Below are 18,680 nucleotides of genomic sequence, written 5' to 3'. Positions count from 1 at the left end.
AAAAACCATTCTGTCAGTTCGAGTTTCTTTTTGCCGTAGTAAAACGGAAGTAAAAGAAGTATCGAGAACAGGACTTACTTGTATAAAATACTTCTCGATACTTTTCCTCCATTACATTCCGAAAACACTCAAAGTGACAATTACACTTTAAAAAACTATTCTGTCAGTTCGAGTTTCTTTTTGCTGTAGTAAAACGGAAGTAAAAAAAGTATCGAGAACAGGACTTACTTGTATAAAATACTTCTCGATACTCATTACTCCATTTCATTGCGTAATGAACTCGAAGTGACAATAAATAACATTTGTTAAAAACTCTTAAACTTTGTGGAAAAGTATGACTTTCTTTAATTACTTATTATAGCTAGATTTACATAAAAACAACCACCTCATTATATCTAAAGTAAATTTACTTTTGGTATTGTTATCAGGTGTTGGGTATAATTTAAAATATGATAAAACAAAGTCAATTTTCAATATATGACTTCTTAGGATATATAATCCCTGGATCAACTCTTATATATTCATATATAATTATTGAAAAAATTAATACTGACCATTTTGAAAGTATAGAGAAAACATTGAAAGATTTTGGTAATATAAATGCAGAAGGAATATTTATTTTTATTATTTGCTCATATATTATTGGACACTTATTAAGTTTCCTTTCATCTCTTACTATTGAAAAATACTCGAATTTAAAATATAATTATCCTTCAAAATATCTTTTAGAAATAGGAGAACGAAGTCATTATTTTAAAAAAATAACATTCAAAAAAGGAAAAATAACTAAAGACCTTAAAACGAATTTCTGGAGATTAATTATAGGCATATTACTGTTACCTATTTATACGATTGATTTAGTTTTTAACGTAAAGAAAAATTATACTAAATCTTTAGATCCATTTCTTAGAGATCAAATAACCCTTAAAATAAAACGACTATTAGTCAAATTGAAAATTGAAGTTTCAGATTTCGATTTGGAGAAACATGACTTTCATAGAATTATACTTCATCATTCGTTTGAAAAAAACACATCACATCAATTCAAAATGATTAATTATGTTGCTCTTTATGGATTCCTAAGAAATATTTCTTTAACATCAATAATTTTATTTTGGGTTTATACCTATACTGGTTTAAAAAACTTTGATTTTAACAATCCGATTGACGTCAAAATATTGACAATTGTATTTATTTTGGGTTTTATTTCTTTTGTATCCTTTGTTGCATTTGTTAAGTTCTATAGAAGATATACGTTGGAAGGATTAATGTTAACTTTAATAGATGAAGAAATTTAAACTATACCCAACAACGTATAATATTAATGTGGGTTTTTAGGTTTAACCCAAAGTTTTGTGCTTGTTTATAATGTCGCTTATTCTTATTTGATTATTTTTAGGTCGACAAAGATAAAAACACAAAATAAATATAAGTTTGTGGCTGGGCTGACAATTTAAGAACGGAGAATTTTAACTAAAAAAGAGTCAACCTATTTCAGTATAATACAAAACTTGACATACATAATAATCTGTATTTTAATTCAATCTTCGATATTTGCTCAAGAACATAGTGTTTTTAAAAGTAAAATATCTAGCGAACAAGTCCTTTTAAATAAGGACACCCTAGTAATTATTGATTATTTAAAAGCTATAAAATCTGAATTCTATGAGTCTAAAATTCAAGCATCATTTCTTTTAAGCATAAAAAATAACAAGATTGATACTCTTCTATATGAATCTCCTAAAGATCCAAGATTTGAAATTCAAAATAAATATTGCGAACCTTTAATATTTGATATAAAAGAAGAACTACATAGAATTAAATTTGGCAGAAACAGTTATGATATTGATAGTACAAACTTTCAATTTTCATCAACTATAGACATCAAACATATTGATAAAGGCATATTTCAAATATCTTTTAAAGAATCCGAATACACAGGAGGAGCGCATGGATATGGTTTTGAACGTCATACATATTATGATTATTTATCACAAAAAAAAATTGCCTTTGACGACATCTTTAACTCAAATGCAAAAAAAATTATCTATTCAATATTTTTAACTGAATTCGAGCTAACAGAAAACGAAACTGACTTTAACAAGTTTCCAAATAATTTTGTACTTACTAATGAAAGTATTGAATTTAACAGTGGTATGTATGGAACTTTATTTGGATTTGGTGGCAATTACCAAGGGTTTTCTTTTCAAATACCTCTTTCAAATTTAAAAGAGCATATAATCAAGAACTCACCAATTGAACGATTCATAAAATAAAAACTGCACACAACACCTGCTCATAGTTAATATTTGTTTGCTACTTTCGCAAACTCACACAAAACCAAATCCCTTATCTTTACCCGCTTTTAAAGTTTTTTAATGATTGACATACGTTTTGAAGACACATATATTTTAGCCGTTTACAAACCCAACAATATGTTGGTACATCATTCTGCCATGGCAAACAACCAGCTAGAAGAATTGTCTTTGGTGCAATTGTTAAAGCAAGAGTTGGGTATAAAATATTATCCGGTACACAGGTTAGACAGAAAAACGTCTGGAATTATTTTATTTGCCAAACAAAAGGAATTTGTAAAACCGTTTCAGGATCTGTTTGTAAACAATCAAATACAAAAAACGTACTACGGATTGGTGCGTGGTTTTATTCCAGAAAACGGAAAAATAGACAGTCCCGTAAAAGGTCGTGATGCCAATGTACACAAAGAGGCTTTAACGTATTACAAGCGTATAAAAATATTCAGTATTCCTATACAAGTGGGACCTTATAAAGTTTCTAGATATAGTTTGGTAGCATTGCAACCCAAAACAGGAAGATTGCATCAGTTACGAATTCACATGAACAAAATAAGTCATCCTTTAATTGGAGATCCTAAATACGGAGATCGTTTTCACAACCGCATGTTTTTAGAAAAATTTAATATAGATAGCCTTTTTTTACATGCTAAAACGTTAGAGTTCATACATCCGTTTACTCAAAAAACACATACGCTAACTGCAGACATGCCTAAAAAATGGGAGTTTATTTGTACAGAGTTAGAAAAAATTCAGATTTAATACTGTAATCTTCTCCCTAAAACATTTGTAGCAACCGTTACAAAAACAACAATAGTAATAGAGCTTAAAGGCATTAATATAGCTGCTATTAAAGGAGTTAACACACCAGAAACAGCAAAATACAAGCCCACAACATTGTAAAGTATCGATAGTAAAAAACTAATTTTTACTACATATAAACTTTGCTTACACAACTTGATAAATTTGGGTAATTGATGTAACTTTTTAGCATCTATAATGGCATCACTAGCGGGCGAAAATACGTTTACATCTTCGGCAACTGCAATTCCTACTTGTGCTTGTAACAATGCTCCTGCATCATTTAAACCATCTCCAACCATTAAAACAGCGTTTCCTTGTTGTTGACTTTTTTGGATATGATTCAACTTATCATGAGGAGATTGACGAAAATAAAACTGTGTACTACTAGATAATTGTTTTTTTAAAAACGGTAAGGCTGCATCATTATCTCCAGAAAGAATATTAATTTTATTTTTTTGAGAAAGTACATTTAACATTTTTAAAATATTAGATCTATACTCATTTCCAAATTTAAAATATCCCTTTACCTCTTTGTTTATGGATACATAAACTCTACTCTCTGTTTCTGAAATTGTTTCTTTGCTTGCCACAAAAGTAGCCGACCCTATTTTTACTTCTATTCCCTTAAACAAACCTTGCAGTCCATTTCCTTCTATCTCTCTAAATGTTTCTAAAGCTAAAAGAGGTGCTTCTAATTTTTTAAATAAAGTTCTACTTAATGGGTGGTTAGAATTTCTTACCAATGTTTTTACAACAGACAATTCGGTAGCTGTTAACTCTTTTCCTAGGTAGGTAAAATCTTGTTTATTTCTAGTGGTTAAAGTTCCTGTTTTGTCAAAAAACAACGTTTGTACATAAGCCATATGTTCTATTACAATGGCATCTTTTAAATAAAAACCTTGTTTTCCTAAAATTCGCAATATATTTCCCATGGCAAAAGGTGCCGATAAAGCTAATGCACACGGACAGGCTACTATTAGAATAGAAGAAACTACGTTGATGATTTGAGAAGGATCTACAAAAAACCAAAAAAGGGCAGATATTGCTGTAATTACCAACAATCCCCAAGTAAAATACTGACTTACTTTGTCTGTTATATTGGTTAACACAGAGGTTTGTCCGTAAGAGTTTTGGCTCCACAATTTGGTTAAATAACTCTGATTTACCGTTTTTGTAACCTCTATTGTAATAGACTCTCCTTGTTGTTTTCCTCCTGCAAAAATAGTATCGCCAGATTGTTTTGCTATTAAATTAGATTCTCCTGTAACAAAACTGTAGTCTAACAAAGGTTTTCCCTTTAACACAATTCCATCCGTAGGAATAATTTCTTCATTTCTAATTAGTAAAATATCATTTACTTTAATTTCATTTACAGGTACAACTACCTCTTCCCCTTTTACCAAAGTAGTAATTGCTATGGGAAAATAAGATTTAAAGTCTCGTTCAAACGATAAAAAATCATAGGTTTTTTTCTGAAATAATTTTCCTAATAATAAAAAAAAGATCAACCCAGACAAACTATCAAAATACCCTTGCCCTGTTTGGGTAAAGTATTCATAACAACTTCTACCAAACAACATGGCAATACCAATACTTATAGGTACATCTATATTTACTATTTTTTTACGCAATCCTTTAAAGGCAGAAATAAAATAATCATTCCCCGCATAAAAAACTACAGGCAAAGAAAACAACAACATTAAAAAAGAAAACAAAGGTTGATAATGAGTTAGCCAAGCATCGGGTTTCCCAAAATAATCTGGAAAAGACAAAAACATGGTGTTTCCAAAAGCAAAACCTGCCACCGCTATTTTATAAGTACTTGTTTTGTTGGTTGATTTGTTTTTTTCTCCATCATTTAAACTGATATAAGGATCGTAACCAATGGTTGCTAACAGTTCTACCAATTGTTGTAATTTTAATTGATGATTGTATGTAACTTGAACCGTTTTTTTAGAAAAATGAACTCTAGAATTTACAACTCCACCGTGTAATTTTTGTAAATTTTCTAATACCCAAACACAAGAACTACAATGTATTTGTGGAATGTATAAAGTTACAATTTCAATTCCCTCCTCTTTAAAATCTAATAATTTATCTACAATGGTTTGATTGCTTAAAAAACTATATTTCCCTTGTATTGCTTCCGGAGAAATTCCAGGATTGGATTCTAAATCATAATAATCCGTAAGATCATTGTCGTTAAAAATCTGATACACGGTTTTACAACCATTACAACAAAACGTTTTATTATCAAACAAAACAATTTCATCTATAGCCTCATCACCACAGTGATAACATGTATTTTCTTTTATCAATTCCCTATTATTTATGTAGTGCAAATTACTAGTATTCTCCTAATTTTAAAAATGACTAATATCATAATAAAGCATATTATACAACTGTCTTATATTGGTTTAGTTTTAGTATATTTGAATGACGAATACTTAAGAAAACTTCCCTTGTATGATGAGTAGATGTGAGCAATGCCTAATTAAAGAATTTAACAACCTAAATGCGTTGTCTAAAGAAGAACTCAAACAAATATCTGACTCTAAAGATGTTCATGTATTTAAAAAAGGTGAAGTTATTTTTAGCGAAGGTAAATTTGTATCTGGAGTATATTGTATTAAAGATGGAGTTTGCAAATCTTCTCAATTAAACGCAAACGGAAAAGAGCAAATTGTAAAGTTTACAAAAAAAGGAGATTTAATAGGATATCAATCTGCTATTACCAACGAGGCAAATACCATTACAGTTACCGCATTAAGCGATGTTGCTGCTTGTTTTATTCCACAAGAATTAATTAAAAAACCTTTAGACGAAAATGCTAAGTTTTCTACCGCTATGTTTAAAACCGTATGTAGCGATTTAAAAGAAGCCAACAACGCTATTACCAATATATCTACCAACACCGTACACCAACGTATGGCAGATTTAATTCTTTTCTTAAAAGACACTTACGGAGCTACAGATGCTGGAGTTATTAAAATACAGTTAAGTAGAAAAGAAATTGCCAGTTCTGTGGGAACTGCTACAGAAAGTGCTATTAGAGTTTTATCTACCTTTAAAAAAGATGGTTTAATAGACCTAACAGGAAAGTCTATTACTATTATAGATGAAGAAGGTTTAAAAAGATTGGCCGAAGGAATTTAAAACCTACTAATTTTTATTGTTTTTTACTTGTTGATTGATATCAATATATACTATCGATTGGCTCAATCAATACATTCTATACAAGTTATAAATTTGAGTATTATTAATTATAAAACTCATAAACATGAATTCAATAGAAAAAACAAAGCCCTTTGCAAAATTAGGATTTACTCATTTAGAAACTGCCGAAATTGTTTCTAACTTAAATAAGTTATTAGCTTCTTACCACATACATTATCAAAAAATTAGAAACTACCACTGGAGTGTTGTTGGACCCGAATTTTTTGATGTACACGAAAAATTTGAAACACAATACAATGTAGTAAAATTAAACATTGATGAAGTTGCAGAACGCATTAGAGTGTTTGGTAAAAAACCAACAGGAACCTTAAAAGAATATTTACAAGAGTCTGAAATTACTGAAACAACAACTCCACTAACCGCTACCCAAATGGTTAAAGAAATTTTACATGATTTTGAAATTCTTTTACACCAAATGAACAAAGTAATTGATGCTGCCGAAAGTATTAACGATCGTGGTACCGATGATATGATTAGAGGTTTTATTGTACAGATGGAAAAAACACACTGGATGTTCACTTCATTTCTTAAAGATGAAAAAAGTGTTTTGTCATAAAAAACACTTTTTAACCTTTTAACATTATAAAAAAAATCAACATGGCAATTCTAGGAAATATTATAAAAACAACTATTGATACCTTAGACACTTTTAGTTTTGATACTAAAAATGCTCAAGAACATCAAGAAGAACAATTAAGAAAATTATTAACCAATGCAAAAGACACTGCTTTTGGTAAGTACTATAATTTTTTAAAAATCTTAGATAGTGATAATATTATAGAAGCCTACCAACAAACCGTTCCCCTTTTTGATTACAAAACCATCAATCAACAATGGTGGAAACAACAACAAATTAATCCTGATATTACCTGGCCTGGTAAACCTAATTTTTTTGCAAAAAGTAGTGGTACTACAGGTAAAAAAAGCAAACGTATACCGGTAACTAATGATTATATTTCATCAGTAAGAAGTGTAGGTACTTCTATGATTAAAGATTTGGCAAATTTTGATTTTCCTACCAATGTATTTGAAAAAGAAATATTTATGCTAAGTAGTTCTGCCAAACTAAAAAATCATAAAAACGGATTTAAAGAAGGGGAAATTAGCGGAATTAACGTAAGTAATTTTCCTGATTGGTACGATGTGTTTTACAGACCTGGAAAAGAAATTGCAACGATTGATGATTGGGAAACAAGAAAACAAAAAATTGCAGAAGAAGCTCCTAATTGGGATATTGGTGCCATTGCAGGAATACCATCTTGGATTTTAGAAGTACTAAAAGCCATTATAGAAAAAAACAACCTAGACACCATTCACGATATTTGGCCAGACTTTAGTATTTACTCTACAGGTGGAGTGGCTTTTGAAACATACAGAGCTTCTTTTGAAAAAATTTGTGGAAAAGAAATAACCATTCTAGATACTTATTTGGCATCCGAAGGTTTTTTTGCCTACACCGCAAGACCCAATACTATGGATATGAAATTGGCTGTACAGCATGACATGTTTTATGAATTTATTCCTTTTAATGAAGAAGGTTTTGATGAAACAGGAAACGTATTAGAAAATCCAAAAGTAGTAGACATTAGCAAGGTAGAAAAAGGAAAAGAATATGCATTACTAGTTACCACTTGTGCCGGAACGTGGAGATATATGGTGGGAGACACTATTGAATTTACCAATATTGAAGAACCCGAAATTAAGATAACCGGTAGAACCAAATTCTTTTTAAACGTAGTAGGATCTCAGTTAAGCGAAGAAAAGCTAGACAAAGCGGTATTAGATGCCTCAAAAAAGTTTGACGTAGAAATTAACGAATATACCGTGGGAGCTACTAAAAAAGGAGAAGACTATTTTCACCAATGGATATTAGTAACCGACCAACAATTAGATGCAGAGGCTTGTAAAAACTTTATGGATGATTGCTTGCAAGAAGCAAACAAAAACTATAGGGTTGCCCGTAGCAAAGCATTAAGAGGTATTGATGTACTTGTAATTAACAAAGATAAATACCATGCGTATCTAAAAGCACAAAAGAAAAATGGAGGACAGATAAAAACCCCTAAAGTAATGACGGAAGAGAGAATTTTAACTTATTTAGAATTTTTAAACCAATAAATATAGAAAGAACATAAAAACAAAGAGAGCAAAGCCTTGTACAAGGCTTTGCTCTCTTTTTAGTTGAAAAATGGTTTATTCAACCACTATTTTTTTAACCTCTCTTTCACCATTCACAATTATTTCTATAAAATAAATTCCTTTAGCAAAAGCATGGGTATCTACTATTAAAGAAGTCAAGTTTGTCTTTTTATGATAAACTTTATTTCCTTGAGAAGTATACATATTTACAGCTACACTCCCGCTACTAGCCACAGGCAATTCTAAACGAATAGAACCTACTTGTAAAGGACTTTGCTGTATGCTAAAGCTAACAGAATCTTCTAAGGTATTTGTACCTACAGTTACCGATTGATTTAAGCTGCTACCAATATCTACAAACCTCCATTGTGTATAATGCCAAGTTAAACTAGTAGCTACTTGTTCTAAACCAAAATTATTTCCTGTAGTAGTATCTAAGTCATCATCTCCAATAGGTCTAATATAATCTGCTGTCCATCTGTTTTGTAAATAAAAATAGCCATCAGAAGCAGTTACTTTTTTCCACTGTGTTTGCCATTGAGAATCTATTCCGGTAGAAGATTGTATTACCGATGAATTTAAATCACTTGTACCAGGTCTTAAATACATACCTGTCTCTTTATTTTTTAAATGAAAATAAGTTCCATCTACATCTTCTATAATCCACTGAGTCCAGTTTCCTGTCCAACTTACTGGAGCTTGTGCAATAATACCGTTGTCTACATTAGCTTGTGGTCTAATAATTTTACCAGAAGCCCTGTTCTGAATATGAATAGGAGCTTGAGAAGCTTCTAATTTCCAGGTACGCACCCAATCATATTGAGTTGTTCTTTCTGCCCAAGTACCTGTAGCTACTTTTCCTCCACCAGCAGGCACAGGATTCCAATCATATGTTTCCATAGCCATTGTAATAAACATATCAATATCATAAGGTCTTGGGGGAGTTATAGAGTATTGGTAAGCTCCATCTAAATAAAAGTGTACTTTGGTAGGAGATTCTACATAACATCCATAAATAAAATAACGACTGTGATTTTTTTCTGCAGTTCTAACAGATCCTTGTACTTGTACCGTTGCATCAGGTCCACAATCGGTTTTAAAATCAAACATATTGCTGTGCATAATGCTATCCCAACCTTGGGCATATGGTTGAGTTAGAGAACCTGTTTGCCCAACACATTCTTGTATGTCTAACTCTAAATTTTTACCACATGTAATTCTAGGTTTTAACCAAAATGTAGAAGACATTTCTGTCGCATTGGCTTTCATTTTACATTCAAAATAATGCCCTGAACCTGCAGAGTTTAAAGAACGAACAATGCCTCCACGGTACAACCAAGTTTTTCCATCTACTACTTTAGGAGTTGCATATTTAAGAACGGTACATCTTAAATTTCCTCCAGAAACGTTTACAGATTCTTCTTCAAACAATCCTGGTTCTCTTCCTATCCAAGACCATCCATTTCCTTTAGGATCTCTATGCCATTTATTAGTATCAAATGTAGTTCCATCATTAAATTCATCAGACATGTTCTCTACCTTAACCCAGGTTTTACCTACAGGTTTAGGATCACTATTAAAAGTTGGTGTGTTTTGTGCGTTTACTACAAAAGAATACATAAAAACAAACAGCAATAGAACATTGCTGAATTTTGGGATACTTTTTTTCATTTTAAAATATTTTTGATTAGTATAATTTACTTATCAAAAATGCAATTAATCAGAGTTAAAATAAATATTCACAACTTAATTAACACAATATATGATTTATTGATAAAAAACACAGGCTAAAACTACTAATCAAATACTTATCAATCGTGATACATTTTAGATAAAGTAACCCCCTCTTTATCCTCTATATAATTTTTTACAGTATCTAAAGGCATGTAATATTTATTCATGTTGATTAAATATTTGCTAGAAAACACATCACTCAAAAGAATATAACGTTTGGTTTTTAAAAGTTGATTTTTAAAACCTTTGGTTAATGCTATATAATCTGCTTTGTGTTCTACTTGTTTTTTAAAAGATTTAAGGGTTAGGTATTTTATTCCATACCAAATCATTCCCCAGTTAGAATACTCTTTATAATCAGACACATGCCCTAGCTCATGTGCAAACCATCCTTTTAACACCTCTAAAGGGACTTCTGCCAACTCTATATTGGTGTCTTTTAAATATTTACCTATTACAATTTTGTATTCTTTTTTACCATTAAACAAATGTTTAATACCTATAATAGGTTGTGCTTGCATAGTGGTAGATCCTATTCTTTTTTGAATCACAGTTATCTTATAGTCATGAATATTTGTGTACTTTTTATATACCTCTAAAAAGCTGTCTTTAATTTGCTCATCTGTTATATTTGTAAAAGTTACATTCATTTTTTTTTGATTCTGTTTTTGACCATATGAAGTAATTGAAAAAACAACTGTCATCATCAATACTAAAATACTAATGCCAACTGCTTTATTTTTTAATACACTCACTATCATATACGTAGTTTTTATACTTTTGGTTTTAAAAACGATTCTTTCTTTAAATTTTTTATCGTAATTGATATAATAGCTGTTAGAGGCAAGGCTACAATCATACCTGTTATTCCCCACAATTGTTCTCCTACAAACAACACAATAAGAGCTAATAAGGGATTTAAGTTTATTTTATTCCCAATAATTTTGGGAGTAACAAAATTTCCTTCTATAAACTGAATAACTCCAAACAAAATAGAGATAGAAATTAATTGAGATACCGATTGGTTGATAATAAAAGAAACCAACATTACCAAAATGGCTCCAATGGTTACTCCTATATATGGAATAATAGCTAAAAATGCTACTAAAAACCCCAGTGCAAATGCATAAGGTACTTTAATAAAAAACAAACCAACAGAGTTTGCCAGTCCTAAAATTAACATTACTAAAAACAACCCTTTTAAATAACGTTGTACTAATAAGGTGGTTTCATTAAAAAGAGGTCTAGATTTAATTTGCATAGATTGCAAAATATTTTTTACCGTTATTTTGATGGTGTTTTTATACAACAACAATAAAAATATATAAATAGGAATTAAAGATATATAGGCGATGAATGTTCCTATATTTCCAAAAAATGAAGAAATTGTAGAGGAAGCCGAAGATAATATTTGTTCTTTATTTTCTTCTGTGGCTTCTATAAAATTAAGGTTAGAAATACCAAAAACATTCTCTAATAAATTTTCTGTTTGGGTAATTAACATAACAATTCTTTCTTCTATATCTGGATAATCGTTGTAAAAATCAGAAATTTGAGAACTTATTAAATAAACTACTAAATAAATAACGGCAAATAAGGTTCCTGTGACCAATGTAACCGCTACAAAGTTATTTTTGATGAACTTTTTTACCCTAGAAAGTACAGAGCACAATGCCAAACTTATTAAAATAGAAATAACAAGAGGTGCCAAAACAAACTTACATTTAACTACGGCAAAAACCAACAATGTTAACGAAACTAAAGAATAGGTAACATAACGCAGATAGGTAAGTTTTAATAATTTCATTTTATATTTTTTGAATGAATCTTTGAATTTCTTTTACAATAGAGGCAACTCCCTTTAGTTTGTGTATAGAACTGTGTAACTGGTTAAATTTAGTGTGAAGCATATGAACAAAAGGTTTAGAAAATCCTATTTTTTTTAATACTCCCTCAGATAAAACTACCTCTGCTACGTTAAAAGGTTTTTGTAAATGATGCGCTACAATTCTTTCTTGCAACTCTAATTCTCTCACTAATAATTGTTTGTGTAGGTAAAAATTTGATTTCTTCATAACGTTGTGTTTTTAAGATGGAATATTATTGTTTATGTAATTTTTAAACATCCAATTTTTAATATTGGTTTTAAAAATATAAGACATGGTTAAAACGATAAAAAACAACAAAGAAACCAATGTAAAACCTAAATAAATACTATTAAAAAGATGATTTAAGTACAACGCTGTACCAATACCTAAAAACATTAAAAATGTAAATAGAAAAAGGGTTGCAAAAATTCTGAATAATATTTTAGCTCTAATTTCTCCTATTTTCTCAATAGCTTCAAAGTGATATAGCTTTTTTTGTAAATCTAAGTATTTTAATAAATCATCTTTCATAACAATAGTTTTTAGTGTATTAACAAGGCATTGCGTTTTTTAAATCTTTTTCTAAGCTTGCAATTTTGGCTTTTATTTCTTTAATTTTTTCAGAAGCAATATCTTCTCCTTTTTCTATCAAATCCAAAACGTCTCCTTTTAACTCTAAAATTTTGTTCTTGATATCTTCTCTAGTTTCTTCTCCTTTTTTGGGAGCAAATAAAACTCCTGCAGCTGTACCTATTAAGACTCCTGCAAATAATGATAGTACTACTTTTCCTGTGGTGTTCATGTTTTTAATTTTTATTGATTATTACTATTTGTGATTAATTCTTTTATTTTTTGTAGATCAAAATCCAATGTTCTAATAGGGAATGGAATTCCAATATCATTTTTATCAAAAGCTTGTTTTAAAGCTATAATAGCATCGTTTCTAGCTTTTAAAAACCCTGGTTGATCATTAGAATCTATCCAGAAGTACAACGTAAAATTAATAGCACTTCCTCCGTATTCGTTAAAAAATACGTTTACATCTTTTGATTTACTTACAAAATCTAAAGCGCTAATGGCTTTTTCTCCTATTTCCTTTACATGTACTAAATCAGAACTATAAGCAACTCCACAGTTAATTTCTACCCTTCTATTAGGCAAAGAGGTGTAGTTTCTTATTTTGTTTTGAAATACATCTTTGTTAGGAATTATTACTTCTTGTCCGTTAAAAGAATGCATTACAATATTTCTTAAATTTATGTGTTGTACCACTCCCATTTCATCTGCAGTTTCTATAACATCACCTATTCTAAAAGGTTTTCTTACCGCCATAAATACACCTGAAATAAAATTGGTAGCAGAATCTTGAAAAGCAAAACTTAATGCCAAACCTATTACCCCAGCCCCAGCTAATAAAGAGGTTACTGCTTTGTCTAATTTTAACACACTAAGCGCTACAAAAAAACCTAAAGACATAAAAACAATAAAAGATATGGTTCCTATTAGCTTAGTTAGTGCTTGGTTATTGGTTATTTTTTTAGTTCCTTTTTCGGTTAACATTCTAACCAACCTAGCCAAAAAATAAAATCCAATTAAAAGCACAATACACAATACTATGTTGGGAAGCATGGCAATTATTGCTTCTGCCCATCCTACTAATTTCTCTTTTACTATTTCGTAAGATTTATTGATATTAAAATATTCCATGTTGATTATTTTTGGTTGATTATTTGGTTTTTAAAATAGCTTGTATAGTTGTCCCTTTTGTGGGCATAAACATTGGATCTACTATATTAACCTGACCTCCATACAAATATGTAGTAATAGCCGCTAAATTGATAAGTGACATATTTTGATTGTTTTTTTCATTATCAATCATGGTTGTTTTGTTCACTGTATCATAGACTCCATACACACCATTTTTAGATGACACATACAGTCTTGCTATTTTACTTTCAAACGCTAAAGGGATTATTTTTTCTAATCTATTAGTGGTTAAGTCTTCATTAAAAACTACTTGCTTAATTTTTAATGAATCTTCTATTAATTGCGTGTTGCTTGCTTTTTTAAACAGGGGCAACAAATAATAGTTAGAGGTTATGTGTATGCAATTATCAAAAACGTTTTGTACAATAAAGGTTTGTATGTTATTATCATTAGAAAAAATGATTAACGTTTTGTCTTGTTTAAACTCTTCTTCTTCCCATAAAGAATCATTATTTAGTATTTGTTCTAATCTGCCTATTATGTTTTGAGCTTCGGAATGGTCTATTCCTTTTGCTATTAACTTTTGCTCAACTTTGGTAATTAAAAGAGATAAATTATTTTTTGATACTTTTTCTCCAGTATGAATAGGACAATAAATAGAAACACAATTAAAATCTGTGGTGCTAGCCAAATCTTTAAAATCTTCTGTAGATATGTGTGTCTTTAATGTTATCATTGTCTTTAGTAAGTATATCTTGTTGTTTGTTATTACAAATTTCTAAATATAACTCCCTAAAATTGTTGATTAGCACCGAAAAGAAAGTTGATTCTCGTCAACTTTTAAGGCATTAAAACAACAAACCCCACTAAAAAGTGGGGTTTGTTGTTTTTTATAAAAAAATAGTATTACCAGATTAAATCCATTTTTTGTAGTTTTTTTCTATCTACTAGAATAATTTTTTTCCCTTCGGTTTTAATTATTTTACTGTTTTTAAATTCGGTCAATGTTCTTGTTAAACTCTCTTTAGTCGTTCCTGTTAGCTTAGCCAAATCGGTTCTTAGTAAAGTAATTTCATCTTCATCGGCCAATAATTCTTGTAACTTTTTAGAAACTCTTTTTCTAACAGAGCTGTATGCCATTAGCATTAGGTCTTGTTCTTTAGAGCTTAGTGTTTCAGATATTATTTTCATAAACTGTTGTGCTACTTCTCTGTTTTCGTACACTAAGGTTAAAAAATCTTCTTTAGATATTTTGGTTAATTCTGTAGCCTCTAAAGATTCTGCAATTTCATCATACGTTCTTTCTTCAAAAATGGGTTGAAATCCAAAAAATTGTCCTTCGTTATAAACAGAGGTAATGTATTCTTTACCATCATCACTGTACCTATACGTTTTTACACTTCCTTTTTCTATATAGTAGACAAAATGAACATGTTCTCCGTCTTTGTAAATATATTCTTTAGGTGAAAAGCTAAAAGCATAAGATTTTTCTTTAATATCTTTTAAAGAAACTACTTTTTTAGCTTGGTTTAAAAACTCGTGAACACCATCACTACCAGAACTGTATTGTTGTTTTAACAAATCGTTCTTTTTTAAGCGACTTTCTATAGCGGTAATAAGTTCTGTACTTTCAAAAGGTTTAAACAAATAATCATCTGCTCCTAAATTCATTCCTTTACGCAAATCTTCTTTTTCTGTTTTTGCGGTTAAAAATATAAAAGGAATGGTAGCTGTTTCTGGTTTTTGGCTTAAAATATACAAAACTCCGTACCCGTCTAATTCTGGCATCATTACATCGCAAATAATAAGATCCGGAAGAAATGTTTTTGTTTTCTCTACTCCTACCATTCCATTTTCGGCAACTTCTACCTGGTATCCTGTTAGCTCAATTAATTCAGAGATGTTTTCTCTCATGATTAAATCGTCCTCAATTAATAATATTTTTTTCATAAGCTTATACCATTTTTTTTATATCTGTATTCTCTTGATTATTTTTTTTTCTTGGAAATGAAATTTTAAATACTGTACCTACATTCTCTTTACTATCAAAAGAAATAGATCCTTTCATTAACAATACATATTTTCTTACAATATTTAGACCCAAACCTGTTCCTTGCAAATTGGTTACGTTTTTGGCTCTAAAAAAACGTCTAAATAAATTATCTTGATCTTCATCTGGAATTCCCATTCCTTCATCTCTTACAGAAATATGTATGTTTTCTTGATCTATAAAAGCAACTATATAAATATTTTTTCCTGCTGGTGTATATTTAATTGCATTGGACAATAAGTTTGTAAAAATATGTCTTAATATATTTTTATCTAAATACGCATATTCTTCTTCGGTGGTAAAATCAAAATGGATGTTTTGATTTTCTTTGGTTAGGGAAGCAAATTCATCCTTTAATTTGATTAAATATTTTTTTAAATTAAAACGTTCTTCGTGATATTCTATTTTACCTTCTTCTAACTGACCTAATGACAAAAACTGATTTAACGTAGTGGTTAATGTTTTTATAGATGTTTTAATTTTAGAAACGTGAGAATCTACTTTTACTTGGTGTATAAATTGACTCCATAATTTTTCATCAGTTTTTAAATAACGTTCTATTAAATCTACAGATGATAATATTCCAGCCAAAGGTGTTCTAAATTCGTGAGAAGCAATAGATATAAATCTAGATTTCATATCATTTAACTCTTGTTCTCGTTCTAGTTTTTCTAAAATAACCTCTTTGGTTTTTTTCTGATGTTCTAATTCTTTTTCTAATTTTTTACGCTTGGTTACATCGTTTATAATACAAATTGTATAAACGCTATTGTCTTCATCAGACACAAAATTTTGGTTGCAATCTATTTCTAGCATCACCAATTCATTGTTTTGCTGAAAATAATTAATTTCGAACTTACCGTAATTTTTGGTTTCTAAATTTAAACAGTTTTCAAAATAATTCTGAAACGGATCTTTGTAATTATCTGGTAACAAACCACTTAACAACACCCCATCTAATTCCTTAGGCTGCTTTTGTAACAAGGTTAAACTAGCTTTGTTAAATTCTAATATCATCCCTTTTTGAGTCATTAAAATAACTCCGTGAAATAGATTGTTTAATATAGATGTAAACTTTTCACTATAAATGTGATTCTCGCTCATAATATACAGGACTCTTATACTTGTTTTTTCAAAGATAATTAATAAACAACATGTTTAATAGAGTTAAATTTTAAAATTGATCAAAATCAATTTACACCTGCACATTCATCAATTTAAACAACGTACTTCTCTCCTAACTTTGCAGTATACAAATATTAAAACAACATAACATGAGAACATCAACTAAAGGAAAAATTTTAACACTTATGTGTGCTATAGGTTTAGGAGTAGCTAGTGCAAATGCACAAACAATTGCAAACAATGCTATTGGTATTAGAGCTGGAGATAATGATGGTTTTGGTTCTGAAATTTCTTATCAAAGAGCTTTAGGAAATGCTACTCGTTTAGAATTAGATTTAGGATGGAGAAACACTAATAATTATGATGCTATGAAATTTTCTGCCATTCACCAATGGGTATATCCTATAGAAAATAGATTTAACTGGTTTGTTGGTGCAGGTGGTGGAATTGGTTTTTTTGACAATAACAATATTAACAACGATGATGAAGTTTTTGTAGTAGCTAGTGGTGATATAGGGATTGAATACAATTTTAAAATTCCGTTAATTATTTCTTTAGATTTAAGACCAGAGGTTAGTTTTAATAATGATTATTCTGATGGTTTAGATATAGATACCGCTTTAGGAATTAGATATCAGTTTTAATAAAATTTATAACCTAAAAATAAAAAAACATGAAAAAGTCAATTTTAATTTTATCATTACTAACATCTACCTTAATGTTTGCGCAAGAAAGTTTGTACAAAAAATCTAGCATTGGTATTAAAGGGGGATACAATTTGGCAAGTGCACAAATTAATGGAGACAATAACGTAGATCAAAGGCATGGTTTTCATATTGGATTTTACAACGAAATTTTTTTACAACAACATTTTGCTATACAAACAGAGCTATTATATTCTCAACATGGGTATAAAGTAAACAACGATAGTGGAAAATTTACCCAAAAATTAGATTACATAACCTTGCCTGTACTATTTAAAGGATACCTATCTGATAATTTTTATATAGAAGCAGGTCCACAGTTTGCAGTAGCAGTAAACCATACAGAAGAAGTAGATGCTAACTTTGATATTTTTGATAGCACTACAGAATTTTCTCCCAACGATTATGATTTTGGAGCGAATATTGGAACTGGTTTTAAAACAGATTCTGGAATAAATTTAGGAGTTAGATATTATTTTGGATTAAACAAAGTATACGATGAAGAAAATCAAAAAAATAGAGTCTTACAAGTGTCCTTAGGATTCGACTTTTAAAAATACAAATCAATTATTAATTATAAAACAAATCGAAATGAAAAAGTTATTTACAATCAGTACCATAGTATTAGCCGTAGTTGCATTAACAGTTAGCTGTAAAAAATCGCCAAAAGAAAAAGTAGAAGACGGTTTAGAAGAAGTAGGAGACGGAATTAAAGACGGTGCACACGATACCGGAGATCATATTAAAGAAGGGTATGAAGAAATGAAGGATGAAGTAGACGATGCAACGGATGCAAAGTAATCCCCAATTTTATCCATTTAGAGAGCTATTATTAATTTAATAGCTCTTTTTTATTGTTTATAATTCCTAATATCTATTGACACATATTTTATGCTAAAAAAGTCTGTATTTAGTTTAAAAAAAGATTAAACCATAATTAAACATTAATCTAATCCCCTGTACAAACACCATAAACTGCAATTAAAACTAAAAAGACATG

The 18,680-nt window shown here is 29.7% G+C and carries 20 protein-coding genes; 9 read left to right on the top strand and 11 right to left on the bottom strand.

Going from position 1 to position 18,680, the window contains the following annotated elements; translation table 11 throughout:
- Positions 1–449 precede the first annotated feature (449 nt).
- The 3 genes from FHR24_RS08145 (at position 450) to FHR24_RS08135 (ending at position 3,074) form a co-directional block, all read left to right on the top strand.
- Positions 450–1,298, top strand: coding sequence for a hypothetical protein (locus tag FHR24_RS08145; protein ID WP_167186525.1), 849 nt, complete (start codon positions 450–452; stop codon positions 1,296–1,298).
- 213 nt (positions 1,299–1,511) lie between these two features.
- Entirely contained in the window at positions 1,512–2,276 is a 765-nt protein-coding gene (locus tag FHR24_RS08140; RefSeq protein ID WP_167186522.1) for a PdaC/SigV domain-containing protein, read from the top strand.
- 102 nt (positions 2,277–2,378) lie between these two features.
- A complete protein-coding gene (locus FHR24_RS08135; protein ID WP_167186519.1) occupies positions 2,379–3,074 on the top strand; it encodes a pseudouridine synthase in 696 nt (231 codons plus the stop codon).
- Here the strand turns inward: FHR24_RS08135 and FHR24_RS08130 are convergent.
- On the bottom strand, positions 3,071–5,434 hold the full coding sequence (locus FHR24_RS08130) for a heavy metal translocating P-type ATPase (RefSeq protein WP_208412302.1): 2,364 nt from the start codon (positions 5,432–5,434) through the stop codon (positions 3,071–3,073). The two genes, FHR24_RS08135 and FHR24_RS08130, sit on opposite strands and share 4 nt — an antisense overlap.
- A 148-nt stretch (positions 5,435–5,582) precedes the next feature.
- On the opposite strand from FHR24_RS08130, the gene FHR24_RS08125 reads away from it, so the two are divergent.
- From FHR24_RS08125 to FHR24_RS08115, 3 genes are all read left to right on the top strand, one after another.
- Positions 5,583–6,272, top strand: a complete 690-nt coding sequence (locus tag FHR24_RS08125; RefSeq protein WP_243846517.1) for a Crp/Fnr family transcriptional regulator — start codon at positions 5,583–5,585, stop codon at positions 6,270–6,272.
- 124 nt (positions 6,273–6,396) lie between these two features.
- A complete protein-coding gene (locus tag FHR24_RS08120) occupies positions 6,397–6,909 on the top strand; it encodes a Dps family protein (RefSeq protein WP_167186516.1) in 513 nt (170 codons plus the stop codon).
- A gap of 41 nt (positions 6,910–6,950) precedes the next feature.
- The gene (locus tag FHR24_RS08115) at positions 6,951–8,471 is read left to right on the top strand and encodes a GH3 family domain-containing protein (protein WP_167186512.1); all 1,521 of its coding nucleotides are present in this window, start codon (positions 6,951–6,953) and stop codon (positions 8,469–8,471) included.
- Between the two features lie 75 nt (positions 8,472–8,546).
- Here FHR24_RS08115 and FHR24_RS08110 read toward each other — a convergent pair whose 3' ends face one another.
- The 10 genes from FHR24_RS08110 to FHR24_RS08065 all read right to left on the bottom strand — a co-directional run bounded on the left by FHR24_RS08110 (position 8,547) and on the right by FHR24_RS08065 (position 16,955).
- Positions 8,547–10,163, bottom strand: a complete 1,617-nt coding sequence (locus tag FHR24_RS08110) for an RICIN domain-containing protein (RefSeq protein WP_167186509.1) — start codon at positions 10,161–10,163, stop codon at positions 8,547–8,549.
- Positions 10,164–10,303: 140 nt separating this feature from the next.
- Positions 10,304–10,987: a hypothetical protein gene (locus FHR24_RS08105; protein WP_167186506.1), complete on the bottom strand. Its 684-nt coding sequence runs from the start codon at positions 10,985–10,987 to the stop codon at positions 10,304–10,306.
- Positions 10,988–10,998: 11 nt separating this feature from the next.
- On the bottom strand, positions 10,999–12,033 hold the full coding sequence (locus FHR24_RS08100) for an AI-2E family transporter (RefSeq protein WP_167186503.1): 1,035 nt from the start codon (positions 12,031–12,033) through the stop codon (positions 10,999–11,001).
- Position 12,034: 1 nt separating this feature from the next.
- Positions 12,035–12,301, bottom strand: coding sequence for a hypothetical protein (locus FHR24_RS08095; RefSeq protein ID WP_167186500.1), 267 nt, complete (start codon positions 12,299–12,301; stop codon positions 12,035–12,037).
- A gap of 12 nt (positions 12,302–12,313) precedes the next feature.
- Positions 12,314–12,625 carry a hypothetical protein gene (locus tag FHR24_RS08090; protein WP_167186497.1) on the bottom strand — a complete coding sequence of 104 codons (312 nt, stop codon included), beginning with the start codon at positions 12,623–12,625 and terminating at the stop codon, positions 12,314–12,316.
- 19 nt (positions 12,626–12,644) lie between these two features.
- Entirely contained in the window at positions 12,645–12,896 is a 252-nt protein-coding gene (locus FHR24_RS08085; protein ID WP_167186494.1) for a YtxH domain-containing protein, read from the bottom strand.
- 11 nt (positions 12,897–12,907) lie between these two features.
- Positions 12,908–13,801, bottom strand: a complete 894-nt coding sequence (locus tag FHR24_RS08080; RefSeq protein ID WP_167186491.1) for a mechanosensitive ion channel family protein — start codon at positions 13,799–13,801, stop codon at positions 12,908–12,910.
- Positions 13,802–13,820: 19 nt separating this feature from the next.
- Positions 13,821–14,537 (bottom strand): hypothetical protein, encoded by a 717-nt coding sequence (locus tag FHR24_RS08075; RefSeq protein WP_167186488.1) that lies wholly within the window; start codon positions 14,535–14,537, stop codon positions 13,821–13,823.
- Positions 14,538–14,707: 170 nt separating this feature from the next.
- Positions 14,708–15,751 (bottom strand): response regulator, encoded by a 1,044-nt coding sequence (locus tag FHR24_RS08070; protein ID WP_167186485.1) that lies wholly within the window; start codon positions 15,749–15,751, stop codon positions 14,708–14,710.
- 4 nt (positions 15,752–15,755) lie between these two features.
- On the bottom strand, positions 15,756–16,955 hold the full coding sequence (locus FHR24_RS08065) for a PAS domain-containing sensor histidine kinase (RefSeq protein ID WP_167186482.1): 1,200 nt from the start codon (positions 16,953–16,955) through the stop codon (positions 15,756–15,758).
- Between the two features lie 170 nt (positions 16,956–17,125).
- Here FHR24_RS08065 and FHR24_RS08060 point away from each other — a divergent pair, with 170 nt between their 5' ends.
- The 3 genes from FHR24_RS08060 to FHR24_RS08050 are packed head-to-tail and all read left to right on the top strand — an operon-like array spanning position 17,126 to position 18,481.
- Positions 17,126–17,620 carry a hypothetical protein gene (locus tag FHR24_RS08060; protein WP_243846516.1) on the top strand — a complete coding sequence of 165 codons (495 nt, stop codon included), beginning with the start codon at positions 17,126–17,128 and terminating at the stop codon, positions 17,618–17,620.
- A 29-nt stretch (positions 17,621–17,649) separates the two neighbouring features.
- Positions 17,650–18,234: a porin family protein gene (locus FHR24_RS08055; RefSeq protein ID WP_167186479.1), complete on the top strand. Its 585-nt coding sequence runs from the start codon at positions 17,650–17,652 to the stop codon at positions 18,232–18,234.
- Between the two features lie 37 nt (positions 18,235–18,271).
- A complete protein-coding gene (locus FHR24_RS08050) occupies positions 18,272–18,481 on the top strand; it encodes a hypothetical protein (RefSeq protein WP_167186476.1) in 210 nt (69 codons plus the stop codon).
- Positions 18,482–18,680 lie beyond the last annotated feature (199 nt).

Source organism: Wenyingzhuangia heitensis (assembly GCF_011762155.1).
In the GTDB taxonomy this organism is placed as follows: Bacteria; Bacteroidota; Bacteroidia; order Flavobacteriales; family Flavobacteriaceae; genus Wenyingzhuangia; species Wenyingzhuangia heitensis.
The sequence above is the reverse complement of the archived record's forward strand: the minus strand, read 5'-3'. Positions and strand labels throughout refer to the sequence as shown.